This window comes from Streptomyces sp. NPDC013157, from assembly GCF_042899865.1.
GTDB lineage: Bacteria > Actinomycetota > Actinomycetes > Streptomycetales > Streptomycetaceae > Streptomyces.
In genome coordinates, this window is record NZ_JBIBAK010000005.1 from 578,767 (window position 1) to 604,007 (window position 25,241).

Below are 25,241 nucleotides of genomic sequence, written 5' to 3' on the forward strand. Positions count from 1 at the left end.
TGCCGACCCCCCACTCCCACATAGCGTCGGCACACATACTTCAGCTATAAGCCGTAGGGTCAAACCATGTGGGTGCATCCGACATGGCCTGCTTGATCCGGAACACCCCGAACTCGTTCAGCTCCGGCAGGGCATCCACGTCGAACCAGGCCACCTCCAGCGACTCGTCGTCGTTCACACGGGCCTCGCCGCCGACGGCCCGGCAGCGGAACGTGATGTCCATGTACTGGCAGACGTCGTCGTTCGGGTAGGTGACGGGGTTCAGCGCCTGGACGAGGACCACCCGCTCGGCGACACAGCGCACCGCGGTCTCCTCGAAGACCTCCCGCACGGCACAGGCCGCAGGCTGCTCCCCCGGCTCCGGAATGCCGCCGATGACCGACCACTTGCGGGTGTCGGTGCGGCGGCCCAGCAGCACTCTGCCCTCGTCGTCGAAGACGATGGCGGTGATCCCGGGCAGCCAGAGGAGCTGGTGGCCGGCGGCGGCCCGGATCGTGCGGATGAAGTCAGGAGTAGCCATGAGGCGACCCTAACCGCCCGCCTCCCCGCACCCGGCCGAAGCCACGGGGTGTACAGCGGGTGTACGGCTACGCGTCACCGGTGCGCCGGCCGCGCACCCCGGCCCCGATGGCCCAGCCGACCCCGCCCGCCGCGACCAGCACCAACGCGATCTCGGGGAGGATGCCCAGCTTGGTCGCGGGCGTCTCGGAGGTGCGCAGCGGCACCTTCTGCACCAGGTAGGCGGGCACGAACATGCCGGTCTTCTGGGTGATCTTCCCGTCCGGCATGATGACCGCGCTGACGCCGCTGGTCACCGGCACGGTGACGGTACGGCTGTGCTCGACCGCGCGGATCCGGGACATGGCGAGCTGCTGATAGGTCATCTCGCTGCGGTCGAAGGTGGCGTTGTTGCTCGGCACGGAGATCATCTCGGCGCCGTGCGTGACGGTGTCCCGCACGTCCCAGTCGAAGGCGGCCTCGTAGCAGGTGGCGAGGCCGACCTTGGTGCCGTCGATGTCGAACACACCGGGCTTGGTACCGCGGCTGAAGTCCTGGCGGACCATGCTGGTCCAGTTCTTGTTGATCGCACCGACCAGGCCGCGCAGCGGAAGGTACTCGCCGAAGGGCTGGATCTGCCGCTTGTCGTACGTCGCGGTCGGGCCCTTGACCGGGTCCCACAGGATCTGCTCGTTGAGGAGCTTGCCGCCCCGCTCGACTACCCCGCCGACCGAGATGGGCACGCCCATCGCCTTCGAGGCCTGGTCGATCACGGCGGCCGCGTCGGCGTCGGCGAACGGATCGACGTCGGAGGAGTTCTCCGGCCAGAGCACGAAGTCCGGCTTGGCGGCCTTGCCCGCCTTGACGTCGGCGGCCAGCTTGAGCGTCTCCTTGACGTGGTAGTCGAGCACGGCCTGCCGCTGCGACGCGAAGTCCAGGCCGGCCCGCGGCACGTTGCCCTGGATGACCGCGACGGTGACCGAGCCGTCCTCGGCCTTGTCGCTCACCAGCCCCCGCGCCGCGACCGCGCCCACCACGGGCACGGCCACGCTCAGCAGGGCCACGGCCGCCGCCCCGCGCCGGATCTCGCGGGTGCGTCGGCCCTCGACGGCCAGCCGGCCCACCTCGTACAGACCGAACCCGCACAGGACGACGGCGAAACCCAGCACCGGGGTGCCGCCCACCGCGGCCAGCGGCAGGAAGACACCGTCCGCCTGGCCGAAGGCGATCTTGCCCCAGGGGAAGCCGCGGAAGGGCACGCGCGCGCGTGTCGCCTCGCCCGCGACCCATATGGCGGCCGCCCACACCGGCCAGGCCGGCAGTTTGGAGACGGCGGCCACACCCACGCCGACCAGCGCGACGAAGACGGCCTCGATGGCCACCAGCGCGAGCCACGGCCCGGGGCCGACCTCCACACCGGTCCACACCAGCAGGGGCAGCAGGAAGCCGAGCCCGAAGACATAGCCGAGACCGAGGGCCGCCTTCCAGGAGCGGCCGCGCAGCACCCATCCGAAGCCGGCGAAGGCAGGCAGGGCCAGCCACCACAGGGTGCGCGGCGGGAAGCTGACGTACAGCAGCACTCCGCTGAGCGCGGAGGCGGCGGCCGGGACCAGACGGCGGAGCAGCCGGAGGGCGCGGGCGCGGGGCGCGGGACGCGGCGTGAGCTGGTCCGACTGGTCCAAGGAAGTTGCGGTGACGGTCACCCGGGGAGTGTACGGCGGTTGACCTTGCGGTCGACAGCACGGTCTCGGCATGCAGGAACCGCACCGTTCCGGTCCAAGTCGTCCACAAAGCGGGCATCACCGGTTACGGTGTGCCGAGGCGGACGGCGGGGCCCGCCGCAGGTCGGGGGACCGGGGTACGGGGGGCGACGGTGGGATCGACCGGGATGACGTCCGCTGCCGACAGGGACACGGACAGCGACAGACGAAACGTTTCTGACGCGGTGGGCGTCGTGGTGCTCGGGGCGTGCGCCGCGTGGCCGCTGATCTCGGCGACCGGCCGCGACGGACGGCCCGAGGGGGTGCTGCTGGCCGTGCTCGCGGTTGCCGCGGGCTATGCCGCCGGCCGGATGTCCGGGGCGCTGCTGCCGGTGGCCGCGCCGTGTGCGGGCGCGCTGGCCGGGCTGGCGTTCGCGGTGGCGATGCCCCGGCTGGCGCCGGGCCCCCCGTTCGGGACGCCGCTCGGCCATGCCGGGGCCGTCGCGGCGCTGCTGGTACTCGCGACGGGCGGCGCGTGCTGCGCCGCATGGGCGACGCCGGTTCCGGCGCTGCGGTTCGGACTGCGGATGCTGGCCGCCGGCATCGCGGTGGCCGGGGCGGCCGTGGGTTCGGCGACCGGCTGCGCGGTCAGTGCCGTCGTCCTGCTGTGCTCCCTCGCCGCCGGCCGGACGCGGCGGCGGGGGCCGGCCGTCGCCGGGCTGGCACTGACGGCCGCGCTGGTGACGGGTACGGTCTGGGCGGTCGCCGCGGACGTTCTGCCCGCCGGCCTCGCCGCCGCCCTGGAGGGCCCCCTCACGGAGCACCGCGTCCAGCTCTGGCGGGACGCGGTGCGTCTCGCGCACCGGAACACCGCCGTGGGCGTCGGCCCCGGGCGCTTCGGCGAGCTGAGCGGCACCGCGTCCGAGGCCCTGCGGCCCGACGGCAGGCCGCACTCCGCGCCGCTCCAGCTGGCCGCCGAACAGGGCCTGGTCGGCGTCCTGCTCCTGGCCACCGCGTTCTGCTGGATCCTCTACGCCCTGTGGCGGTCCGCCCGCTCCACACCGGTCGCCCTCACCGCCGGCGCTGCACTGACCGCCCTGGCCGTGATCGCCGCGGTCGGCAACGCGCTGAGCTTCACGACGGTGTCGGCGGGCGCGGGCCTGCTGGCGGGTCTGGCGACGGCACGTCCCTGGGTGGCGGGGGTGCCAGGCAGTTAGGCCGTACGAGTGTGGGGTCAAGCTGTGTGGTCGAGCTGTGTGGCCGAGCCACAGGTACGGCCGTATGGCCCAGCCACATGTGGTCACGCCACGCAAGGTCCCGGCACATGTGCCCCAGCCCCATGTGGTCCAGCCCTGTGTGCGGCCCGCGTCAGTGCGCTGTGCCCGGTGTGATGGTCCGCAGGCGTTCCCGGATGGCCCGCACCGCGGACTCGGCGTTGTCCACGGTGATCGTGAAGGTGTGGCCGTCCCACAGGCTCAGGACGATGCCCTCGCCTCGGCGGACGACGACGGCCGTGCCCTTCTCGGGGCGCCAGCGGTAGCCCCAGCCGCCCCAGTGGCGCGGGGTGATCTGCGGGGAGAAGTCGGCGCCGACCACGTGGGAGAGCGGAATACGACGGCGCGGTACTCCTATATGACCGCAGCGGACTTCGAGACACTCCCTGTCGAGCCTGAGGTCGACGTGGACGAAGGCGAGGGTGCCGAAGAGGACCAGCAGTCCGGCGGCGATACAGCCCACGACGGCCATCACCAGCGCGGTGACGCCCGAGGTCCAGGCGGAGTCCACGGCCAGTTCGATACCGAGCGCCATGCAGGCCGCGCCGACCAACGCCAGCAGCCACTGCACCCGGTTCGTGGCGCGCCCGGTCCAGACGTCCGAGTGCGAGGCGTCCTCGTCCGGGGAGTGGTCGCGGGGGTGGTCCCTCATGTCTACGAGATTACTCAGGTTTCGCTGCGCGGGCACCGCGTTGCGGAGGGTGACTGCTCACATCGGGGGTATCCCCGGCCCCGGACGGTTCACGGGGACGCGGCAGGACTGGCCGTGCGGAGCAGCCGGGCCTCGGCGTAGCCGAGCGCGGCCTCGGGCAGGTCGCCCTCCCGGCCGTTGAGCAGCACGGTCACCGTGCCGGTGGCCGGTGCGTCGGGGGCAGGCTGCGCACCGATCCGGCGCAGCGCCTGGGCGGCTACGGCGCCGGCTGAGCCGTGCAGGACGAGGGGGGCGGCGCCGGGGCGCTGGACGGCGGTGCGGATACGTTCCGCCAGAAGTTCGTAATGGGTGCAGCCCAGGACGACGGTCGTGACGTCGGCGGGGGTGAGCCGGGCCGCCGCGGTCACGGCGGCGTCGATGGCGGCCTGGTCGGCGTGCTCGACGGCCTCGGCCAGCCCCCAGCAGGGCACCTCGGTGACCGGTACGCCGTCGGCGAAGTCCTCGATGAGACCCCGCTGGTACGCGCTGCCCGTGGTGGCGGGGGTCGCCCAGATGGCGACGTGACCACCGCCGGCGGCGGCCGGCTTGATCGCGGGGACCGTGCCGATGACCGGGATGCCCGGTTCCAGACGTGCGCGCAGCGCCGCGAGCGAGTTCACGGTCGCCGTGTTGCAGCCGATGATCAGCGCGTCGGGCCGACGGGCGGCGGCGGCCTCGGCGACGGCCATGGCGCGCTCGGTGATGCCCTCGGGGGTGCGCGGTCCCCAGGGCATGCCCTCGGGGTCGAAGGAGAGGACGAGATCGGCGTCGGGGCGCAGCCGCCGTACCGCTGCGGTGGCCGCCAGCAGGCCGATTCCGGAGTCGATGAGCGCGATCTTCACCCGGCCACGATAGACGATGGGCCGTTGGGGGCAGGTCGGATGGGGCAGACTGCGCGGGTGAGCGCCATCGCGTGGACCGCCGCCGTATCCCTAGCCGCCTGGCTGTGGCTGCTGCTCTGCCAGGGCTTCTTCTGGCGCACCGACGTCCGGCTGCCGGCCCGGCGCGAGCCCGCGGAGTGGCCGGACGTGTGCGTGGTCGTGCCGGCCCGGGACGAGGCCGCCGTACTGCCCCTGAGTTTGCCGTCGTTGCTGGCGCAGGACTATCCGGGGCGGGCGGAGGTGTTCCTGGTCGACGACGGCAGTACGGACGGCACCGGGGAGCTGGCCCGGGAGCTGGCCGCGCGCCACGGCGGGCTGCCGCTGACCGTGACCTCGCCCGGTGAGCCGCCCGCGGGCTGGACGGGCAAGCTGTGGGCGGTACGGCACGGCATCGCTCTGGCACGCGCGCGTGGCCCCGAGTACCTGCTGCTGACGGACGCCGACATCGCGCACGGGCCGGACAGCCTGCGGCTGCTGGTGGCGGCCGCCCGCACCGGGGGCTTCGACGTGGTCTCGCAGATGGCCCGGCTGCGGGTGGCGAGCCTGTGGGAACGGCTCGTGGTGCCCGCCTTCGTCTACTTCTTCGCCCAGCTGTACCCGTTCCGCCGGATCGGCCGGAAGGGCTCGCGCACCGCGGCGGCGGCGGGCGGCTGTGTCCTGCTGCGCGCCGACACGGCGGAGCGGGCGCGCATCCCGGACGCCATCCGGCATGCCGTGATCGACGACGTGGCGCTCGCCCGCGCGGTGAAGGGCACCGGAGGCCACGTCTGGCTGGGGCTCGCCGACCGCGTGGACAGCGTGCGCCCCTATCCGCGCCTGCACGACCTGTGGCAAATGGTCTCCCGCAGCGCGTACGCGCAACTGCGGCACAACCCGCTGCTGCTCCTCGGTACGGTCGCCGGTCTCGCGCTGGTCTACCTGGTGCCGCCGGCGGCGGTACTGGCAGGGGCGGTCACCGGCAGCACGCCGGCGGTGCTCGTCGGCGCCGCGGCCTGGCTGGTGATGACCGCGACGTACCTGCCGATGCTCCGCTACTACCGGCAGCCGCTGTGGCTCGCTCCCCTGCTGCCGTTCACCGCGTTCCTCTACCTCCTCATGACGGTCGACTCGGCGGTGCAGCACTACGGGGGGCGCGGGGCGGCCTGGAAAGGCCGTACGTACGCGCGTCCCGACGCCGTCACCGACGAGGGCTGACCGCCCGCGTCCGTCACTTGCGGCCGGGCGTCCAGTTCATGCCCCAGCCGTAGGCGCGGTCGACGGTGCGCTGCGGGCTCACCCCGCGTTCCGGGACGAGGTAGCGGGCCTCGCGCTGGACGACGAGGTCGCCGCCGGCACCGGTGAGGAGGGCGAGCGCGCACACGGTCGAGGGAACCGTGCACTCGTCCAGGGAGAAGTCGACCGGGGCGCCGTGCTGGGGCTGGAGGGTGACGGTGGCGTGCAGGTCGGCGAAGGACGTGGCGCCCTGGTAGATCGTCACGAAGATCAGGATGCGCCGGAAGTCCTGTTTGTGATCGAGGTTGACGGTGAGGTTCTCACCGCTCGACACGGCACCGGTGCGGTCGTCGCCGTCGAGGTGGATGTACGGGGGCCGGTTCAGGGAGCCGAAGGCGTTGCCCAGCGCCTGGACGACGCCCTTGCGGCCGTCGGCGAGCTCGTACAGGGCGCACAGATCGAGGTCGAGGTCGCCCGCCCCGCCGTGCCGGCCGCCCCAGCCCGGGAGCTGTTTGCGGACCTGCCAGTTGAGGTTGACCCGCAGCGCGCCCGAGGTGCCGCCCTGTTTGGCCAGCGACACGGAGGGGGCCGCCTTGGTGAGTGTCACCTTGGACAGCCGTACCGGTGCGGCCGGCGGGGGCGGCGGGACGGGCGGAGCGGCGGAGGTCGGCGCCGGGTACTGCGAGGTGGGCGGGCCGGCGGGCCACGGCGGGGCGACCGGCCCGGGTACCGGCGGGGCGACCGGAGCCGGGGCGGGGGGCGGAGTCGGCGGGGCACCCTGCGGCATGGGCGGCCGCGCCGGGTGCTGCGGCTCGTCCACCGTGATCCCGAAGTCGGTGGCGAGCCCTTCCAGCCCGCTGCTGTACCCCTGCCCCACCGCACGGAACTTCCAGCCGCCCTGGCGGCGGTACAACTCACCGAGCACGAAAGCGGTCTCCACCGTGGCGCCCGCGCTGTCGAACCGGGCGACCACCTGCCCGTCGGCCGCGTTCCGGACCTCGACGTAGAGGCCGGGGACCTGCCCAAACGTTCCGCCGTCGGCCGAGGCCGCCAGGACGATCCGCTCGATCGGGGTCTCCACGCGCGCGAGGTCGACGAAAAGTGTGTCGGTGACCAGGTCGCCGGAGCGCCGCTTGCCCTCGTGCCGGACCGCGCCCGAGGCGTGCGCCGGCTGGTTGTAGAAGACGAAGTCCCCGTCGGAGCGCACTTTCCCGGCGACCAGCAGGAGCGCCGAGGCGTCCGCGTCCGGGGCGCCCGGGCCGGAGCGCCAACCCAATTCGACACGCAGTGCCGTGGTCGGCACCGGCGTATTCGATCCTTTCGGCATTGACATGTCCGCCCCCATCTTGTGTCCGCACGCCGGGTGCGCCCCGGCCACCCCAGGTCATCCCTACCCTCACAACCTATTCCCGGGGACAGGGATCTCCCATGAGCGGCACAGGAAGATCCCTGGCCAACTGGCGGTAACCGGCTCGGAACTCGGCCTTTACACGATCCGAACGCTGATTGCCGTCCTTTTTTGCCGAGTTCGCTCGGATTGGGGATCCGGCGTCACCGCCGACACGGAAAACAACCCTCTTATCGGTCTCCCCAACCAGCACATCGTGGGCTTAACTTATGTGCCATGACCTCCCCCCGCTCCACCTATGGCGGCGGCTACTACTCCGCCTCCTTCCCGGACACTCCGATCTACGACTCGCTCGTGGCCGAACGGGGCACCCCTCAGATCGCCCCGATCCGGGTTCCTCCCGCCTACGACGCGCCGAGCAGCTTCAGCAACCTGCCCGCGCTGCCGTCGGCACTGCCCGCCCTTCCGGCGGGCCCCTCCCAGCCGGCCCCGGGCTACGGCTACCCGCAGCAGATGCAGCAGCCCGCACCGCTGCAGCAGGCGCCCACGGCGTACATCCCGCAGCAGGCGACGGGACCGCGCGGCTACCCCGCGCAGCAGCCGCAGCCGCCCCGTCCGATGATGGGCGGCACGGGTTACGAGGCGATGCGCCCGGCGGCTCCGCGCCCCGCGCCGACGGCTCCGTACCAGGACCCGTACAACAACCAGCAACAGCAGCAGTACCGCGGCTACTGACCGGCAGCCCCCGATGTCCGTGCGGCCTGGCACGATGGCGTCATGGGAATGGCCGAACTGCAGTCGATCCACGTCCACCCGGTCAAGGCGCTCCGGGGCTTCTCGCCCCGGGAGGCCGTCGTGGAGCCCTGGGGGCTGGCCGGTGACCGACGCTGGGTTCTGATCGACGACGGGGGAAAGGTCGTCACCCAGCGGGTACAGCCGCGTCTCGCGCTCGCCGCTGCCGAGCTGCTGCCCGGCGGCGGCGTACGCCTGTCCGCGCCCGGGCGCGCACCCCTGACCGTGCCGGTCCCGGAGCCGGGGGTCACGGTGCCGGTGGACATCTTCGGCACGAAGGTGGAGGCGGTCCTCGCCGCGGAGCCGGCCCATGCGTGGTGCGGCGCGTATCTGGAGGCCGACGTCCGCCTCGCGCACATGGACGACCCGGCGAGCCGCCGCCCGGTCGATCCGGACCACGCGCTGCCGGGCGAGACCGTGAGCTTCGCCGACGGCTATCCGCTGCTGGTCACCACGCAGGCCTCGCTGGACGCCCTCAACTCCCTCGTCGCGCAGGGCGACCACCCCGGCGAGGGCCCGCTGCCCATGGACCGCTTCCGGCCGAACGTGGTCGTGCGGTCCACCCCGGCCTGGGCGGAGGACGACTGGAGCCGGATCGCCATCGGCGAGGTCGAGTTCCGGGTCGCGAAGAGGTGCGGGCGGTGCATCGTGACCACCACCGACCAGGCGACCGCCGAGCGCGGCCGAGAGCCGCTGCGGACGCTGGCGCGGCACCGCAGGTTCGGCAACCAGCTGGTCTTCGGCCAGAACCTGGTACCGCGCTCCCCCGGCACGATCCGGGTGGGGGACCCGGTCCGGGTCCTCGGCTGAGACCCCGGGGGCCGAACGATGTCGGTGACCGTGCGTCGGGCGATCACCGTCGCGTTCCGGGAACCCGAGCCCGCGGCCCGGTCGTTGGGGGTCGTGAGAAGTTCATGAGGGTCCCTGCCGGGGGTGATTTCGCTCTCTCTTCGGCCGGGGTCCCAGGTGAACGGACCGGGCGGGGGTTATCACGGAGCGGGAAGGGGGTGGTGGCCGGTGCGAGCGATCCGCGGCCTGTGGCGCTGGCGGCGCAATCCGCTGCGCCGCGCGACCGACCTGGCCGAGGCCTGGGTGGCCATGGCGGCACTGGTGCTGATCGTGGTGGCCGCGCCACTGCTCGGCTCGTTCGTCGGCGCCGCCGCCCAGGACAGCCTCCAGCGGTCGGTCCGGCAGCAGCAGCACGACCGGCATCTGGTCCTGGCCACGGTGGTGCGCAAGCTGGGCGGCGCCCCGGTGGAGCCCGACCCCGACGCGACCAGCGTCCACGACACCCGCAGCCGCGTCCTCGCCGACTGGACGGCACCGGACGGCACCCGGCAAGAGGGCCCGGTCCTGACGACCATCAAATCCCCGCACAAGGGCGACCACTTCGACGTCTGGACGGACCGGCAGGGGGTCGTCACGGCCCGTCCGCTGGACACCGCGACCGCGACGACGCACGCCGTGCTGGCCGGGTTCGGCGCGGCCCTGCTGGCCGCGGGGCTGGTCGAGGGCGGCAGACGGACGATCGTCTGGCGTATGGTCCGTCGCAGGTACGCACGGTGGGACCAGGCCTGGGACCGGGCGGGCCCGGACTGGGGCAAGGCCGGGACGGGCAGCTGACGGCCTTTCCGTCTCTGGTCAACCCACCACCTCGGCGCACGCTACGGTGGACCGGCCGAAGCGCATTCGGCATCGACCCGCGCGCGAGCGGACCACAGGGCCGGGCACCGTCCGCGGTGCCGCCCGCAAGGCGAGCGAGCGATCTGTACGACGAGGTGGGGGCACGGCAACGCCATGGCACAGGGCACGGTCCAGGTGACGCACACCGGCACATCGAGGTGGCGGCGCCGCACGGGTGAGTACGCGTCGCTCGCCGCCGCCCTGGAGGCCGCCGCCGACGGCGACGTCCTCACGGTCGCGCCCGGCACCTACCGGGAGAACCTCGTCGTCCAGCGCGCGGTGACGCTGCGCGGGCCCGAGGGCTCGCCCGGCTCGGTGCGCATCGCCCCCGCGGACGGGGTCCCGCTGACCGTGCGCGCCTCGGCGGTCGTACAGGACCTGCATGTCGAGGGCCAGGACGCGGCCGCGCCCGCGCTGCTGGTCGAGGAGGGCACCCCCGAGCTGCTGGACGTGCGGATCGTCACCCGGTCCGCCGCCGGGATCGAGGTGCGCGGCGGAGCCCGGCCGACCGTGCGGCGGTGCACCGTGGACAACCCGGCGGGCATCGGGATCGCCGTACTCGACGGCGGCGGCGGGGTGTTCGAGGAGTGCGAGGTCGTGGCGGCCGGCCAGGCGGGTGTGGCGGTGCGCGGCGGCGGCCACCCGCGGCTCGACCGCTGCCGGGTGCACCACGCCTCGGGCACCGGCATGACGGCGACCGGGGAGAACTCCGCGCTGGAAGCGGTGGGTTGCGAGATCTACGAGGTGCGCGGCTCCGGGGTGCAGGTCACCGCGCGGGCCACGGCACACCTCACCGACTGCGATGTGCACCGCACCACCGCCGACGGGGTCACCCTCGACACCGACGCGGTGCTCACCCTTGCCGACTGCCGCATCCACGACATCCCGGAGAACGCGGTCGACCTGCGCTCGCGGTCAGTGCTGACGCTGACCCGGACGACCGTGCGTCAGTTCGGCCGCAACGGCCTGTCGGTGTGGGACCCGGGTACCCGGGTGGACGCGAACCAGTGCGAGATCTTCGACAGCACGGGCGACTATCCCGCGGTGTGGGTCAGCGACGGCGCCACCGTGGTCCTGGACTCCTGCCGGGTGCACGACGTGCCGGACGCCCTGTTCGTGCTGGACCGCGGCTCCCGCGCCGACGTCGTCGACAGCGATCTCTCCCAGGTGCGCAACACGGCTGTGTCGGTGAGCGACGGCGCCACCGCGCAGCTCGACGACTGCCGGATCCGGGACGCGGCCACCGGCGCCTGGTTCCGCGACCACGGCAGCGGCGGCACCCTCAACAACTGCACGGTGGACGCCACCCAGACCGGAGTGATCGTCACCAAGGGCGCGGACCCCACCATCGAGCGCTGCACGGTCGACTCCCCGGCCGAGGCGGGCTTCTACGTGTCGGCGGGCGGCCGTGGCACCTTCCAGAACTGCCGGGTCACGGGCAGCGGCGGCTACGGCTTCCACGTGATCGACGGCTGCCGGACGACGCTGCGCAGGTGCCGTACGGAGCGGTGCGCGCGCGGGGGCTACGAGTTCGCGGACGGCGGTCCGGATGCGGGGGCGGGCACCGGCCCGGTGGTGGAGGACTGCACCAGCGACGAGAGCGGCAGCCTGCGCCCGCCCGCGGCGCGCGAGACGGTCGTACAGACCCCGCACCAGTCACCCGGCCTGCTGGGCGCGATCCCCGGCCAGCGCAGCACCGAGCAGGAACCGCTCCTCGCCCCTGCCGCGCCCGAGGAGCCGGCTCGGACCTCGAAGGCCGTGCTCGGAGAGCTCGACGCGCTGGTGGGTCTGGACAGCGTCAAGCGGGAGGTCCGTGCGCTGACCGACATGATCGAGGTCGGCCGGCGCCGCCAGCAGGCCGGGCTGAAGGCCGCCTCGGTCAAGCGGCACCTGGTGTTCACGGGCTCCCCCGGCACCGGCAAGACGACGGTGGCCCGGCTCTACGGCGAGATCCTCGCCTCCCTCGGGGTGCTGGAGAAGGGTCATCTGGTCGAGGTGTCCCGGGTCGATCTGGTCGGCGAGCACATCGGCTCCACGGCGATCCGCACCCAGGAGGCCTTCCAGCGGGCGCACGGCGGTGTGCTGTTCATCGACGAGGCCTACGCGCTGTCGCCGGAGGACGCCGGGCGGGACTTCGGCAAGGAGGCCATCGACACCCTGGTGAAGCTGATGGAGGACCACCGGGACGCCGTGGTGGTGATCGTCGCGGGCTACACCGAGGAGATGGAGCGCTTCCTTTCGGTCAACCCCGGTGTCGCTTCGCGTTTCTCCCGGACCATCACCTTCAGCGACTACGGCCCGGACGAACTGCTGCGGATCGTGGAGCAGCAGGCCGACGAGCACGAGTACCGGCTGGCGCCGGGTGCCTCCGACGCACTGCTGGAATACTTCACGGTGCTCCCGAAGGGCCCCGCGTTCGGCAACGGCCGTACCGCCCGGCAGACCTTCGAGGCGATGGTGGAACGGCACGCGAGCCGGGTCGCCCAGCTCGCCGACCCGACCACCGACGACCTCACCCTGCTGTACCCGGAGGACCTGCCCGAACTCGCCTGATCAGCCGCCCGGTTGCGGTCGCTGCCCGGGCAGCTCCGGGCGCAGCCGGGCCAGCAGCCGCTCCCGTTCCTCGGCGAAGGCCGGGTCCGCCTGGTAGTCGGAATGACCCAGGATCGGGGCCGGGAGCGGGTGACCAGGGGTGCGACCGTAGGCGAGGGGGTCCTTCAGCGGCGCGTGGTCGACCTCGGGGCCGTCGCCGTCGGGGATCCGCACGGGGCCGCCGATGGGATCGGTGAGGCGGTAGAGGTTGCGCCAGCAGGCGACCTCGCGGTGCAGGGAGCCGAGTTCGGCGGGACCGAAGTGGGCCGGGAACCAGCGGCCGTACAGCCGTTCCAGCGGCGAGCCGTACGTCAGCAGGGCGACCCGGCTGCGGACCGACGGGGCCAGCTGCCAGGCGGCCGCCGCGGCGAGGACGCTGCCCTGGGAGTGACCGGAGATGACCAGCCGGCCGCCGGTGCGGCGGGTCCAGGTGACCATCCGCCAGGTCAGGTCGGGGACCGCGCGCTCGGCGTAGCAGGGCGGGGCGAAGGGGTGGGCGGCGCGCGGCCAGAAGGTGCCGACGTCCCAGAGGATGCCGATGGTGCGCCGCGCGGAGGCGTCCTTGTAGGCGCGCCGGCCCCAGGTGACGAAGAGTACGAAGCCGAGTCCGACCAGCCAGGAGCCCAGCGCCTGCGAGGTCTCGGCCGCGCCGTGCACCAGGGCGTACGTCCGGTCGGCCGCCGCGTCCGGGGTCCGGCCGGTGGCCAGCGCGCCCACCAGCGCCCCGGCGCCCAGCACCAGCGTGGCGGCGCTCAGCACGGTGACCACGAGCGGCGTCCGGTCGGTGAGGACCGCCATGGCCCGGACCCGGGCGATACGGCGGCTGCGGGCCGCGTCCTGCGGCTCCCCGGGGTGGCCGAGGTCGACGGCGGCGCGTTCCACGCGGCCGAGGCGAGAGGTGCGCCACGACAGCCAGGCGACCGCGGCGAGCAGCACCACGAGCACCGGCGGGATCACCGACGCCTGCCAGGTCAGCAGCACCGGAGGGCCGGCGATGGAGGTGCCGGTGCCGTCCAGCCAGTCGGAGACCCGCTGGGCGACCCCGCCCGAGATCACCCCGCCGAGCGCGCAGGCGAGCAGCGCGACCGCGGGCCCGCCGAGGCCGCGCATCGCGGCGCGCGGATCGGGCAGCCGGCGGTGCAGGTCGTGGGCGACGGCCGCGAGGACGACCACCAGCACGCCCTGGGCCAGGGCCAGACCGCCGAAGGTGGTGTCCCCGGCGAGCCGCCCCACCGAGCGCCACCCCGGCCGGGACCAGCCGGCGTACACCACCACGAGCACCAGCAGGGCGAGCGCGCCGAGCGGCAGGCGTCGTACGAGATGCCGGTCGAGCTCCTGGTCGAGGAGGTTCTCGCTGCGGCCCCGGCGGCAGACCACCCACACCGCGGCGAGGGCCCCGGCGATCAGGGCGCCGGTCAGCAGCCACCCGATGGTGTCCAGTTTGGCGGTTCCGCCCGGCCGGCGGTCGAAGGCGGCCGCCGGCGCGAGGACCGCGGCGGCGACGGTGAGCAGGCCCGCCGCGGTGTGGGCGGCACGCAGCCGGGCGACCAGCCGGCGTCCGTACCAGAAGCCGGGGCTGCCGAGGGAGGTGTGGCCGGGCTCGGTGTCGTTGGCCAGGGGACGGGTGGACTCGTAGGCGCTCCAGGTGCGGTGCGAGAGGTACCAGAGCAGGCCGGTCAGGGCGGTGGGGACCAGGGCGGCCAGGGCGAGGCGGCGGCCGGGTGCGCTCCACCAGCCGCCGTGGGAGCCGGCGGGCGAGAGGAAACCGAGCCAGGTGTGCCGGCGGGCGCAGGCTGTGACGCCCGCGCACTGCCAGGCGGCGAGGTCCAGGGCGACCTCGCAGGCGGCGGCGACCAGCAGCACGGTCAGGGTGAGCCCGGCGATCCGGACCAGCAGGCCGTAGAAGCGCACGGTGCGCGGCCGGTCCTCGGCGGCGGGGCGCATCCAGTGGGCGAGGTTGACCACCATGAACGGCAGGAGCAGCAGCCACAGCGCGCGGGAGGCGTTGCCCGAGGTGAGGTTGCACCAGACGTATGCCTCGGACACCGTCCGGTCGCGGTAGTCGCCGGGCCGGGACTCGGCGTCGACGTCCTCGGCACGCCGGAAGACCGCGGCGGTGTCGTCGCCGGTGATCCGCACCGTGCGCGGATCGTCGAGCATCTTCTCCGGCGTGGTACCGCCGACCCCGTGGACCAGGAGCTCCAGGTCGATCTCCGGTGCGGCGGGCCGGTCCGCGGACGCGGCCTCCGTCCGTGTCCCCGTCTCCGTCAGTCGCTCGGCGGGGCTTGTGCCGGTGGTGCGTTCCTGCGCGCGTTCCACTCTTGTCGCACTTCCCCCGTGACGCGCCGATGGTCTGTGTCCGTGCGGGTCTCAGGATCGCCGATTCCGGTGTGACACACACCACTCGCCACGGAATCTCCCCGTTGTGTGTGACACCCAGGGCAACACGTGGTGTCCAAATGACATGTGCGCACCGACACAGGGAGTAGCGCAACCTGTGTGGTCCCGTGAAAGGATGGGGCGCCCGCACACCGGAGCCGGACGGAATGTCCTGGTCGGAGCCGGTACGCAGGGCGTGTCGGACGGCTTGAGGCGAGAGGACCGGAGCGTACGTGAGCGAGAACCAGAACCTCCTCGCGGAGCAGCGCCGCGCCCTGATCCTGGACGAGGTCCGGCGCCGGGGCGGCGTACGGGTCAACGAGCTGACCCGCAAGCTCGGTGTGTCGGACATGACCGTACGCCGGGACCTGGACGCGCTGGCCCGGCAGGGTGTGCTGGAGAAGGTGCACGGCGGTGCGGTGCCGGTGGTCGAGGCGAGCACCCACGAGCCGGGGTTCGAGGCCAAGTCGGGGCTGGAACTGACGGCGAAGGAGGACATCGCGCGGGCAGCTGCCGAACTGGTCGTGCCGGGCACGGCGATCGCCCTGTCCGGCGGTACGACGACGTACGCGCTGGCCCATCATCTGCTGGAGGTCCCCGACCTGACCGTGGTGACGAACTCGGTGCGGGTCGCGGACGTCTTCCACGCGGCCCAGCGGGTCTCCGGGCAGCGTCAGGGCGCGGCGACGGTGGTCCTGACCGGCGGGGTGCGCACCCCGTCCGACTCCCTCGTGGGCCCGGTGGCCGACCAGGCGATCGCGGCGCTCCACTTCGACCTGCTCTTCCTCGGCGTGCACGGCATATCGACCGAGGCCGGCCTCTCCACGCCCAACCTCGCGGAGGCGGAGACCAACCGCCGCCTGGTGCAGTCGGCCCGGCGGGTCGTGGTGGTCGCCGACCACACCAAGTGGGGCACGGTGGGCCTCAGTTCGTTCGCCAAGCTGGAGCAGATCGACACGCTGGTCACGGACGCCGGACTGCCCTCCGACGCGCGTGCGGAGATCTCGGAGCATCTGCGCCGGCTGGTGGTGGCGGGCGAGGCCGAGGCCTGATCGCGTCGGCGGTACAGACATCTGACGGGCCGCCAGTTATCGTGGCGACGCCGGTCAACCGCCTTACCGGCCAAGGGGGTTCTTGCCCATGGCACGCCGACTGCGCCCCGTGGGGCTCGACTTCGTCGAGACCGCGCCCGTACGCCTGGTCTTCGCGCAGGAGATGTCCGCGCCACCCGAGCGGGTCTTCCACGCGCTCAACGACGACGTGCCCGGCTGGGCGGAGTGGTTCGCCGCGGTGACCCACGCCGAGTCCGTCGACGACGGTGCCGGGCGCGACATCCGGCTCAAGGGCGGCGGGCGGTTCCGGGAGACGGTCATCGCGGCCAAGGAGGCGGAGGTGTACGCCTACCGGGTGGACCTGACCAACGCGCCCGGTGCGCACGCCCTCGCGGAGGAGTGGCGGCTCGTGCCGTCCGGCGGCGGCACTCGGGTGCAGTGGACCTTCGCCGTGGACGGCAACGCACCGTTCCGTCTCGTGGTCAGGGCGGCACGCGCCGGGCTGGGCCGCGCCTTCCGGGGCGCGGTCACCGAACTGGACCGGCGCCTGGCGCGGTAGCGCCTCAGTCGGGCCAGACCCCTGTCTCCAGCAGCGACTCGATCGCCGCCGCGTAGGGCGCGATGTCCAGGCCCTGTTCGGCGAGCCAGGTGTCCGAGTAGTACTTGTCGAGGTAGCGGTCGCCCGGATCGCAGAGCAAGGTCACCACGCTCCCCCGCCGCCCCTCGGCCACCATCTCGGCGACGATCTTCAGCGCACTCCACAGCCCGGTCCCGGTCGACCCTCCGGCCTTCCGCCCGATCGTCCGCTCCAGCGCCCGCACCGCGGCCACGCTCGCCGCATCCGGCACCTTCATCATGCGGTCGACGGCCCCGGGCACGAAGCTCGGCTCCATCCGCGGCCGCCCGATGCCCTCGATGCGGGACCCGCAGTCGCAGGTGACGTCCGGATCGCCGGTGGTCCAGCCCTCGAAGAAACAGGAGTTCTCCGGGTCGGCGACGCAGATCCGCGTATCGCGCTGGGTGTAGTGGACATAGCGCGCGAGCGTCGCGGACGTACCGCCCGTGCCCGCCGTGGCGACGATCCAGGCCGGCTCCGGGAACCGCTCCAACTCCAGCTGACGGAAGATTGATTCGGCGATGTTGTTGTTGCCGCGCCAGTCCGTGGCCCGTTCGGCGTAGGTGAACTGGTCCATGTAGTGGCCGCCGGTCTCCACCGCGAGGCGCGCGGACTCCTCGTACATTTTCCGGGAGTCGTCCACGAAATGGCACTGCCCGCTGTGGAATTCGATGAGCCGGCACTTCTCGGCGCTGGTGGTGCGCGGCATGACGGCGATGAAGGGCACGCCGATGAGCTTGGCGAAGTACGCCTCGGAGACGGCCGTCGACCCGCTGGACGCCTCGATCACCGGGCGGCCCGGCCGGATCCAGCCGTTGCACAGGCCGTAGAGGAAGAGCGAGCGCGCCAGCCGGTGCTTGAGGCTCCCCGTCGGATGCGTCGACTCGTCCTTGAGGTAGAGGTCGATGCCCCAGGCCTCGGGCAGCGGGAAGCGCAGCAGGTGCGTGTCCGCCGAGCGGTTCGCGTCCGCCTGGACCTTGCGGACGGCCTCTTTGAGCCAGTCCCGGTAGGCGGCGTCACTGCGGTCGACGTCGAGGGTGGCGCCGGTCCGGATCTGCGGGGTGGTGCTCACGACGGGACTCCTTACGCTTCGCGCCGACGGCGTCCGAACGCGGCCGACGCATCGATCATAAACACCTTCCGCACGCTTCTCACCTGCATAAACGCATCTTTGGGCGCCTCAAAGGCACCCCTGGGGAACAGGGATGAACAGTGGCGCGAACCCTCCGGGGGCGCACGGCGACGAGTGCTCCGAGCGCCCCCCGCCCGGCGGTCCGTGCGTACTGGTGCTCCGCGCCGAGGGCGGGCAGACTGCCACCGGACGGGACGAACGTCTCGAACGGGGGCGCACACTGGATCACGAACGAGCCGGAGCGCGCCGGGCCGGTGCCACAAGCTTCCGGACGGCGACCGACGTACTCGAAAAGGGGCGGGGCAGGATGGCGGAGCCGGAGTTCACGGCGAAGGGCGTGCGGATCGACAAGCGGCTGCGTTCGCTCACCCGGGCCGGGCAGGTCCGGATAAGGGACGGCAGGCTGCAGTTGCTCACGAGCTACGGCAGCGAGATCGACAGCGCGCCCGTGCAGGCGGTGCGCGCCTCCAAGCCGTGGTTCGCGTCCGAGGACCGGGCCTTGGCCGACCTCAACGGCCAGCGCTACTCACTCACCCTGGGTGACCACGACCCCGCGCCGGGCGAGCCCGGTCCGCCCGCGGCGCGCCGCTTCATCGAGGCGGTACGGCGGGCCGCGGGGCGTGACCGCTGAACCGCACGGACCTGCGGGGCGTGACCGCCGGGCCACGGCGAGTTGCGGGACCGTACGCACTGGGTCACGCTTGTCTCACGTCACTCTGGGTTTACCGGCGATAACGCTGCGAACCAGCCCGCCGGACACGACAGCAGGCGGCCCCATGGACGGCGGCGCCCTGCTGGATCCGTTCTCCGTGTTCTTCCGGACCTCACGTCGGGGAGTCGCAGCCGTGATCAAACACCCAAGCAGACACTGCTCGGTGGAGCTCCAAGCACTGCCCTCGCGGATCGGCCAGGTCCGCAGAATCGTATCTGCGCAGTTGCGCTACTGGCATCTCGACCCGTTGATCGACCGGGCCGCGCTCGGTGTGACGGAGTTGCTCACCAACGTCCACCGGCACGCCCAGACCGACAAGAACTGCACCGTGGAGATCGAGCTCCAGCTCGACCGCCTCACGGTGTCGGTCCGCGACCACGATCCGCGCCTTCCGGTGGTCGGGGACGGCACGGAGATCGCGCCGATGGCCACCTGCGGGCGGGGGCTCGCGATGGTGGCCGCGGTCAGCGAGAGCTGGGGGGTACGGCCGCACGACGACGGCAAGGTCGTGTGGTTCACCCTGCCGGCATCGACGGCCACGCCGAAGGCGGCCGCCCGTCCGCAGCGCCGGGCCGCCGAACCGGCACCCCGCCGGATCGTCGAGCCGGAACCCACGACCGCCGGTGCGCCCGCCGTCGCACCCGCACCCGTCGGCGCCCCGGCCCCCGCACACGCGACCGCCGCCGTTCCCGGTGCCGCACACGCTCCCGCCCGCTCGGCTGTCGCCAGTTGAGCGGGCGGTGAGTCTCCTCGCCGAGTCTCTCCCCGGCTTCACCGCTTCCTCATACCGCGCCGCCCTTGCCGATGCGGCCGAACTGCTCCTCCAGGACGGACAGCCTCCGCCAGTACTCGTCCTCATCGATCTCGCCGGAGGCGAACCGGCGGCCGAGGACCGCGAGCGGCGAGTCACCGGACGGACGGCCGGCGTCCATCGGGCGCCAGGGTCCGCCGCGGCCGCGCCACCCGGTGCGGCGCAGGAACGTGCCGACGCCGATCACGACGGCCGCCCAGATCAGCGGGAAGAACAGGATCCACGGGCCGGGCCCGCCGTTCCAGTTCGCCAGGGTCTGCATGTCGGTCAACTCCCCAGGGTCTCGGTGTGATGTACCGAGACTGACCGCCGGGAGGGGTCTCGGTCGTCGTGCGGCCGACGGCACCGGCCGTACCTCCCGGGGAGTACGCCGCGGGTGGGGCCCTGCTCCCCGAAAGGGCCGGCACTCTGTAACTACTAGTATGTACAGTCGATGTATGAGCACGTCGGAACGGTTGATCGAGTCCACCCGCGAACTGCTGTGGGAGCGCGGCTACGTCGGCACGAGTCCCAAGGCGATCCTGGAGCGCGCGGGCGCCGGCCAGGGCAGCATGTACCACCACTTCAAGGGCAAGCCGGACCTGGCGCTGGCCGCGATCCGGCGAACCGCCGAGGAGCTCCTGGCCACCGCCGAGGCCGTACTCACCGGACCGGGCACGCCCTACGAGCGGATCGAGGCGTATCTGCGGCGCGAGCGCGACGTGCTGCGCGGCTGCCCGGTCGGCCGGCTGACCATGGACCCGGACATCATCGCGAGCGACGAACTGCGCGCGCCGGTCGACGACACGCTCGACCGGATCGGGGAGCTGATCGCCGGGATCGTCGAAGAGGGCAAGGAACAGGGGCAGTTCGGGCCCCGGCTGGACGGCGGGGAGATCGCCGCGACCGTGCTCGCGACCGTGCAGGGCGGCTACGTGCTCGCCCGGGCGTCCGGTTCCCCCGCCGCGTTCGACGCCGGGGTGCGCGGACTGCTGTCCCTGCTGAGGAGTTGACGTACGTGCACATCACCAGAGAGCGCCCGGACACCCGGCGGGGCCCGGCGGAGAACTTCACCGGCACGGTGTGGCTGGACGAGCCGGCCGCGCCCGCCGCACCGTCCCGGCTGCGCATGTTCAGCGTCCACTTCGCGCCCGGCGCCCACACCGCCTGGCACCGGCATCCGCACGGCCAGGTGCTGCACGTCCTGGAGGGCGCGGGGCTGGTGCAGCGCAGGGGCGGCGAGCCGGAGGCGATCCGCGCGGGTGACACGGTGTGGATCGAGCCGGGCGAATGGCACTGGCACGGCGCCGCACCGCGCAGCTTCATGACGCATCTCGCGGTCGTGGAGGCCGCCGAGGACGGCACGACCACCGAGTGGCACGAGCACGTGACCGACTAACCGGCCTGAGGAGCGATCAGCGCGATGCACGCCATGCAGTACGAGTTCACCCTGCCCGCCGACTACGACATGCGCGTCATCCGCTCCCGCGTCGCGCGCGTCGGGCATCTGCTGGACGACTGGGACGGCCTCGGCATCAAGACCTACCTCATGCGCGAGCGGGGACACCACGGCTCGCCGGTGAACCAGTACGGGCCGTTCTATCTCTGGAACACCGTGCAGGGCATGAACGGCTTCCTCTGGGGAGGCGCCTTCCAGGGGCCTGTCGACGACTTCGGGCGGCCGCGCGTACGGCAGTGGACGGGCCTGGCCTTCGAGGAGGGCACCGCCGCCGGCTCCCCCGCCGCGTACGCCGTGCGGCGGCGGCAACCGGTGCCGGACGGTGTGGAGTTGGCCGCCTTCATGGCAGGGGCGGCTGACGAGACGGGGCGGCTGGCGGCCGCGGACGGGGCCGTGCTGGCGGCGGCCGCCGTGGACACCTACGCCTGGGAACTGGTCCATTTCTCACTCTGGGAGCACGACACGCCCAAGGCCGAGGGCGACGTCTTCCAGGTACTGCATCTGTCCGAGCCGGGGCGCGGCGCGCTGCCGCGCGGGCGGCAGTGGTGAGCGCTGTCCGTACGGTCCTCGGTGACATCCGGCCCACGGACCTGGGCGTCTGCGACGCGCACGACCACGGGATGGGACGGCGGGCCGCGGACCTGTCCCTGCTGTCCCGGTCCGCCGGTGTGCACGTGGTCTGCGCAGGCGGTCTCCAGCCACAAGCAACTGTTGCTTGGATTTCAGTGACTGTGGGTGGCTTTATGTCCACTCTTTGATGATCGATGGGGTCTGCCGCACGATCGGGTGACATCTTGACCTGCCCCACTGTTCGGGTTCCAGCTGCGGTGGCCAACTGGCGGCGGGATGGTGTCTTGTTCGGAGAGTAGTTCGTATTCGATCGGGGTGCGGTGGCCCAGTGCTGAGTGGCGCCGCTGTCGGCGAGGGCGGCCGTTCACGTGGGAGTGCGGTCAGGCGGCGAAGGAAGCGAGCAGTTCGTTGTACTGCTTGGCGGCGGTGGACAGGTCCTGGTCGGAGAGGCCGAAGGCGGTGCCGTACAGCTTGACCATCGGCTGGATGTCGAACTGGCACAGCCGCAGGGTTGCGTGCCAGTTGCTGAGGAGCGTCTCGAGGGTGGTCTTGTTCGCGCCTTCGGGGGTGTAGTGCTCGGCGGGGACGCCGGCGGTGACGGCGACGACGGCCTTCTTGCCGGCCAGCTGCGAGGCAGAGCCGTCCATGGTGAAGGCCCAGCCGAGGGTGAAGACCTTGTCCTGCCACTGCTTGAGCAGAGGGGTGGTGTTGTACCAGAACACCGGGTGCTGGAAGACGATCACATCGTGTTCGGCCCGCAGTGCCTGCTCGGCGGCGACGTCGATCTGGAAGTCGGGGTAGGTGGCGTAGAGGTCGTGCACGGTGACATGGGCCAGCTCGCGGACGGCGTCCACCAGAGCCTTGTTGGCCTTCGACTGGGACAGGTCGGGGTGGCCTACGACAAGGAGAACCTCGGACATGATGAGAAAGCCTCTTCAGTGATCAGTGAAATGGGTGAAGGGAAGCGGGTCGGTCGGGTGCGACGGGTCAGTACGTCGCCGGGGCGTCAGATCACCGGTCGATGGTGGCCATGTTCGCCTCGTCGTGGCGCTCGCCCGCGGCCGGTGTGAGGTTGTTCAGGCGGTCGAGCTGAGCGGTGCTGAGTTCGATGCCGTCGGCTGCGGTGTTTTCTTCGACGCGCGCGACCCGCCGGGTGCCGGGGATGGGGGCGATGTCGTCGCCGCGGGTCAGCAGCCAGGCCAGCGCGGTCTGGGCCGGGGTGGCGCCGATGTCGACCCCGATGGCCTGTACTTCGTCGACGATGCGCAGGTTGCGCTGGAAGTTCTCGCCGATGAAGCGCGGGTTGGTCTTGCGCCAGTCGTCGTCGGCGAAGTCGTCGACGGTGCGGATCTGCCCGGTCAGCAGGCCGTGCCCGAGCGGCGAGTAGGGCACGAATCCGATGCCGAGCTCGCGCAGCAACGGGAGGATCTCGGCCTCGACGTCGCGGGTCCACAGCGAGTATTCGGTCTGCAGCGCGGCCACCGGATGCACGGCGTGCGCCCGGCGGATCGTCTCGGGACCGGCCTCGGAGAGGCCGATGTGACGGACCTTGCCCTCGGCAACCAGCTCGGCCAGTGCGCCGACGGTCTCCTCGATGGGCGTGTTCGGGTCGACGCGGTGCTGGTAGTAGAGGTCGATGTGGTCGGTGCCGAGCCGCCTGAGCGAGCCTTCGACCGCGGCCTTCACGTTGCCGGCGCTGCTGTCGATCACGCCGGGGCCGTCGCCGGCGTGGGAGACGAGACCGAACTTCGTCGCCACGACGACGTCGTCGCGGCGGCCCTTGATCGCCTTGCCGACGATATCCTCGCTGTGGAAGGGGCCGTAGATCTCGGCGGTGTCGATGTGGGTGACCCCGAGGTCCAGCGCCCGGTGGATGGTGCGGATCGACTCTGCGTCGTCGAGCCCCCCGCCCGTGGTGTACATGCCGGCCATGGTCATGGCTCCCAGCCCGATGCGGGAGACATCGAGCCCGCCCAGTGATACGTGCTTCATCAGGGACTCCTTTTCGTGACGGCCGTCAGGCCGGTGTGATCAATGGGGTGCGGCACCAGCTGGCGGACCGTGCTTCGGTGGTCCGCGCGCTGCCGGCGCGGGCGCCGTTGCCGGGTAGCGGGTCAGCGCCGTAGGTGCACCCGACGGCTTCCGGCCTCGGCCGGGCATGGTGCTCAGGCGTGGGTGTCGTCGTAGGTCAGGCTGCCGAGGACATCGATGCCGCGGTCGCCGGTGATGTGCTTCGTCCAGGCGGCCGGGCGGGCCGGCCATGGGGGATTCGAGCTGGCCGCTGTCAGGTGGGGTCCGACGCCGGTGTTGCCAGGGCCGGGCTGCGGTGGGTCCGGGGCTGAACCGGCTGCGCCGGGTCAGTGCTCGTGGGCCGCCGGCTCCGGAACGAGGACCGGGATCTCACGTTCCGTGTTCTTCTGGTACTCGGCGTAGTCGGGGAACGCTTCGACGGCTCGGGCCCACCACAGGGCCTTCTCGTCCCCGGTCACCTCGCGTGCCAGCATGTCCTGGCGCACCGGGCCGTCCTGGAGCTCGACCCGGAGGTCGGTCACCGCGTTGTGGTACCAGACCGGGTGCTTGGGAGCTCCTGCCATGGAGGCGACCACGGCGTAGACGCCGTCGTGTTCCACCCGCATGACCGGGGTCTTGCGGATCTTGCCGCTCTTCGCGCCCAGGGTGGTCAGGATGACGACGGGCAGGTCCCGGAGCCTCTCGTCTTCCTCCCGTGCGACCAGGACACTCAGCGTCGTTCCCTGCGTACCGCCGGAGCTCTCGTACAGCTCCACCTGGTCACGTACAAACTGCGCCTTGCTCGGCTCGTACTCGCCTTTGAGGGGCATGTCGGCTCTCTGCGTGCTGGTCAGGCGTGGGCGTCGTCGTAGGCCAGGCTGTCGCCCAGTTCGCGGGATGCCTCGGCCTGGGCGAGGAGCTCCTTCGCCTTGGCCTCGGCGGCCTCGATGGCGTCCGCACCGGCGACGAATCGCAGCAGCGGCTTCTCCTGCTGGGCGATGGTGAGCAGGGCGCGGGCGAGCTTGGCGGGGTCGCCGGGCTGCTTGCCGTTCATGCTCTTCATGCCCTCGATCCGGGGTGCGGTGCGCGGGGCGTAGTCGTCGATGGACAGCTCGGGCCAGGTGGTGGAGCCGTCCACGAGGAGTTCGGTGCGGAAGTAGCCGGGCTCCACGACCGTGGTGTGGATGTTGTACGGCTCCACGTCGTAGCGCAGGGACTCCATCCAGCCCTCTTCCGCGAACTTGGAGGCGGCGTAGGCGGAGGTGAACTCCATGCCGACCAGCCCGGCGGTCGAGGTGATGGTGATGACGTGGCCGGCGCGCTGCTTGCGCATGATCGGCAGGACGGCGCGGGTGACGTTCATCGGGCCGAAGAGGTTGGTCTCGAACTGCCGGCGCATCTGCGCGGGCGAGATCTCCTCGAAGTAGCCGGTGAAGAGGTTCCCGGCGTTGTTGATCAGTACGTCGATACGGCCGAAGCGGTCGACGGCGGCCTGCGCGGCAGCCTCGGCATCGTCCAGGCTGGTGACGTCCAGCTTGGTGACCAGCAGATTGTCCTGCGGCCCACCCAGGGTCTTCTCGACCTCCTCGGGGCGGCGGCCGGTGGCGACGACCTGGTGGCCCGCGGCGAGGGCCTCGCGGGCGATGTCCGTACCCAGACCGCGTCCGGCACCGGTGACGAGAATGACTTTGCTCATGGGGGGGTTCCTTTCAGGCGCCGTGATCCGGCACCCGCTGTGTGCGGGGAGATGCATCGCCGACGGCGCCGTAGAGGAGGCTGAGGCCGGCGGCACGAGCGCCGTCTGTCTGGACGGCTCACACCGCCGTGGGCGGTGCATCACCAACAAAACC

At 72.2% G+C, this 25,241-nt stretch carries 25 protein-coding genes and 1 pseudogene; 14 read left to right on the forward strand and 12 right to left on the reverse strand.

Features of this window, described 5'->3' with window-relative positions; all coding sequences use genetic code 11:
• Positions 1–40 precede the first annotated feature (40 nt).
• On the reverse strand, positions 41–520 hold the full coding sequence (locus tag ACFY6U_RS19110) for an NUDIX domain-containing protein (RefSeq protein WP_390039621.1): 480 nt from the start codon (positions 518–520) through the stop codon (positions 41–43).
• A 67-nt stretch (positions 521–587) separates the two neighbouring features.
• Positions 588–2,201 (reverse strand): apolipoprotein N-acyltransferase, encoded by a 1,614-nt coding sequence (lnt, locus tag ACFY6U_RS19115; RefSeq protein WP_390039623.1) that lies wholly within the window; start codon positions 2,199–2,201, stop codon positions 588–590.
• Between the two features lie 185 nt (positions 2,202–2,386).
• Between lnt and ACFY6U_RS19120 the strand changes: the two genes are divergently transcribed.
• A complete protein-coding gene (locus ACFY6U_RS19120) occupies positions 2,387–3,415 on the forward strand; it encodes an O-antigen ligase family protein (RefSeq protein ID WP_390039625.1) in 1,029 nt (342 codons plus the stop codon).
• Positions 3,416–3,566: 151 nt separating this feature from the next.
• Here the strand turns inward: ACFY6U_RS19120 and ACFY6U_RS19125 are convergent, their stop codons facing one another.
• Together ACFY6U_RS19125 and ACFY6U_RS19130 are read right to left on the reverse strand one after the other, a co-directional pair.
• A complete protein-coding gene (locus tag ACFY6U_RS19125; RefSeq protein WP_390039627.1) occupies positions 3,567–4,124 on the reverse strand; it encodes a hypothetical protein in 558 nt (185 codons plus the stop codon).
• 89 nt (positions 4,125–4,213) lie between these two features.
• Positions 4,214–5,005 (reverse strand): glutamate racemase, encoded by a 792-nt coding sequence (locus ACFY6U_RS19130; RefSeq protein WP_390039629.1) that lies wholly within the window; start codon positions 5,003–5,005, stop codon positions 4,214–4,216.
• Between the two features lie 39 nt (positions 5,006–5,044).
• Between ACFY6U_RS19130 and ACFY6U_RS19135 the strand changes: the two genes are divergently transcribed.
• Positions 5,045–6,238 carry a glycosyltransferase gene (locus ACFY6U_RS19135; RefSeq protein ID WP_390039631.1) on the forward strand — a complete coding sequence of 398 codons (1,194 nt, stop codon included), beginning with the start codon at positions 5,045–5,047 and terminating at the stop codon, positions 6,236–6,238.
• Positions 6,239–6,251: 13 nt separating this feature from the next.
• Here the strand turns inward: ACFY6U_RS19135 and ACFY6U_RS19140 are convergent, their stop codons facing one another.
• Positions 6,252–7,601, reverse strand: a complete 1,350-nt coding sequence (locus ACFY6U_RS19140; protein ID WP_390039633.1) for a TerD family protein — start codon at positions 7,599–7,601, stop codon at positions 6,252–6,254.
• Positions 7,602–7,880: 279 nt separating this feature from the next.
• Here ACFY6U_RS19140 and ACFY6U_RS19145 point away from each other — a divergent pair, with 279 nt between their 5' ends.
• The 4 genes from ACFY6U_RS19145 (at position 7,881) to ACFY6U_RS19160 (ending at position 12,632) form a co-directional block, all read left to right on the forward strand.
• A complete protein-coding gene (locus ACFY6U_RS19145) occupies positions 7,881–8,339 on the forward strand; it encodes a DUF6643 family protein (protein WP_351494900.1) in 459 nt (152 codons plus the stop codon).
• Positions 8,340–8,381: 42 nt separating this feature from the next.
• Positions 8,382–9,206, forward strand: a complete 825-nt coding sequence (locus tag ACFY6U_RS19150) for an MOSC domain-containing protein (RefSeq protein WP_390039636.1) — start codon at positions 8,382–8,384, stop codon at positions 9,204–9,206.
• A gap of 207 nt (positions 9,207–9,413) precedes the next feature.
• Positions 9,414–10,019 carry a hypothetical protein gene (locus ACFY6U_RS19155; RefSeq protein ID WP_390039638.1) on the forward strand — a complete coding sequence of 202 codons (606 nt, stop codon included), beginning with the start codon at positions 9,414–9,416 and terminating at the stop codon, positions 10,017–10,019.
• Between the two features lie 174 nt (positions 10,020–10,193).
• Positions 10,194–12,632 (forward strand): right-handed parallel beta-helix repeat-containing protein, encoded by a 2,439-nt coding sequence (locus tag ACFY6U_RS19160; protein WP_390039640.1) that lies wholly within the window; start codon positions 10,194–10,196, stop codon positions 12,630–12,632.
• Here the strand turns inward: ACFY6U_RS19160 and ACFY6U_RS19165 are convergent, their stop codons facing one another.
• Positions 12,633–14,882 carry a hypothetical protein gene (locus tag ACFY6U_RS19165; protein WP_390039727.1) on the reverse strand — a complete coding sequence of 750 codons (2,250 nt, stop codon included), beginning with the start codon at positions 14,880–14,882 and terminating at the stop codon, positions 12,633–12,635. It abuts the gene before it with no gap.
• Positions 14,883–15,283: 401 nt separating this feature from the next.
• On the opposite strand from ACFY6U_RS19165, the gene ACFY6U_RS19170 reads away from it, so the two are divergent.
• Both ACFY6U_RS19170 and ACFY6U_RS19175 read left to right on the forward strand, forming a co-directional pair.
• Positions 15,284–16,102 carry a DeoR/GlpR family DNA-binding transcription regulator gene (locus ACFY6U_RS19170; protein WP_351494892.1) on the forward strand — a complete coding sequence of 273 codons (819 nt, stop codon included), beginning with the start codon at positions 15,284–15,286 and terminating at the stop codon, positions 16,100–16,102.
• Between the two features lie 88 nt (positions 16,103–16,190).
• Positions 16,191–16,661, forward strand: coding sequence for an SRPBCC family protein (locus tag ACFY6U_RS19175; protein WP_390039642.1), 471 nt, complete (start codon positions 16,191–16,193; stop codon positions 16,659–16,661).
• 4 nt (positions 16,662–16,665) lie between these two features.
• Here ACFY6U_RS19175 and ACFY6U_RS19180 read toward each other — a convergent pair whose 3' ends face one another.
• Positions 16,666–17,790 (reverse strand): PLP-dependent cysteine synthase family protein, encoded by a 1,125-nt coding sequence (locus tag ACFY6U_RS19180; protein ID WP_390039644.1) that lies wholly within the window; start codon positions 17,788–17,790, stop codon positions 16,666–16,668.
• 367 nt (positions 17,791–18,157) lie between these two features.
• On the opposite strand from ACFY6U_RS19180, the gene ACFY6U_RS19185 reads away from it, so the two are divergent.
• Positions 18,158–18,481, forward strand: coding sequence for a hypothetical protein (locus tag ACFY6U_RS19185; RefSeq protein ID WP_217544805.1), 324 nt, complete (start codon positions 18,158–18,160; stop codon positions 18,479–18,481).
• 214 nt (positions 18,482–18,695) lie between these two features.
• Positions 18,696–19,295 carry an ATP-binding protein gene (locus ACFY6U_RS19190; RefSeq protein WP_390039646.1) on the forward strand — a complete coding sequence of 200 codons (600 nt, stop codon included), beginning with the start codon at positions 18,696–18,698 and terminating at the stop codon, positions 19,293–19,295.
• 49 nt (positions 19,296–19,344) lie between these two features.
• Here ACFY6U_RS19190 and ACFY6U_RS19195 read toward each other — a convergent pair whose 3' ends face one another.
• On the reverse strand, positions 19,345–19,635 hold the full coding sequence (locus ACFY6U_RS19195) for an SHOCT domain-containing protein (RefSeq protein WP_390039729.1): 291 nt from the start codon (positions 19,633–19,635) through the stop codon (positions 19,345–19,347).
• A gap of 160 nt (positions 19,636–19,795) precedes the next feature.
• On the opposite strand from ACFY6U_RS19195, the gene ACFY6U_RS19200 reads away from it, so the two are divergent.
• The 4 genes and pseudogenes from ACFY6U_RS19200 to ACFY6U_RS19215 all read left to right on the forward strand — a co-directional run.
• Entirely contained in the window at positions 19,796–20,365 is a 570-nt protein-coding gene (locus tag ACFY6U_RS19200) for a TetR/AcrR family transcriptional regulator (RefSeq protein ID WP_390039648.1), read from the forward strand.
• A gap of 5 nt (positions 20,366–20,370) precedes the next feature.
• Complete coding sequence (locus ACFY6U_RS19205) at positions 20,371–20,751, forward strand: cupin domain-containing protein (protein WP_390039649.1); 381 nt, start codon at positions 20,371–20,373, stop codon at positions 20,749–20,751.
• 24 nt (positions 20,752–20,775) lie between these two features.
• Positions 20,776–21,360 carry a DUF4865 family protein gene (locus tag ACFY6U_RS19210; RefSeq protein ID WP_390039651.1) on the forward strand — a complete coding sequence of 195 codons (585 nt, stop codon included), beginning with the start codon at positions 20,776–20,778 and terminating at the stop codon, positions 21,358–21,360.
• Positions 21,357–21,506, forward strand: a pseudogene (locus tag ACFY6U_RS19215) (phosphotriesterase); the annotation flags it as partial. The gene ACFY6U_RS19210 and the pseudogene ACFY6U_RS19215, both read left to right, overlap by 4 nt.
• A 255-nt stretch (positions 21,507–21,761) precedes the next feature.
• Here ACFY6U_RS19215 and ACFY6U_RS19220 read toward each other — a convergent pair.
• From ACFY6U_RS19220 to ACFY6U_RS19235, 4 genes are all read right to left on the reverse strand, one after another.
• On the reverse strand, positions 21,762–22,301 hold the full coding sequence (locus ACFY6U_RS19220; RefSeq protein WP_390039652.1) for an NAD(P)H-dependent oxidoreductase: 540 nt from the start codon (positions 22,299–22,301) through the stop codon (positions 21,762–21,764).
• Positions 22,302–22,392: 91 nt separating this feature from the next.
• On the reverse strand, positions 22,393–23,373 hold the full coding sequence (locus ACFY6U_RS19225) for an aldo/keto reductase (RefSeq protein WP_390039654.1): 981 nt from the start codon (positions 23,371–23,373) through the stop codon (positions 22,393–22,395).
• A 365-nt stretch (positions 23,374–23,738) separates the two neighbouring features.
• Positions 23,739–24,221, reverse strand: a complete 483-nt coding sequence (locus ACFY6U_RS19230) for a nitroreductase family deazaflavin-dependent oxidoreductase (protein ID WP_390039656.1) — start codon at positions 24,219–24,221, stop codon at positions 23,739–23,741.
• 20 nt (positions 24,222–24,241) lie between these two features.
• Positions 24,242–25,087, reverse strand: a complete 846-nt coding sequence (locus tag ACFY6U_RS19235; RefSeq protein ID WP_390039658.1) for an SDR family oxidoreductase — start codon at positions 25,085–25,087, stop codon at positions 24,242–24,244.
• Positions 25,088–25,241 lie beyond the last annotated feature (154 nt).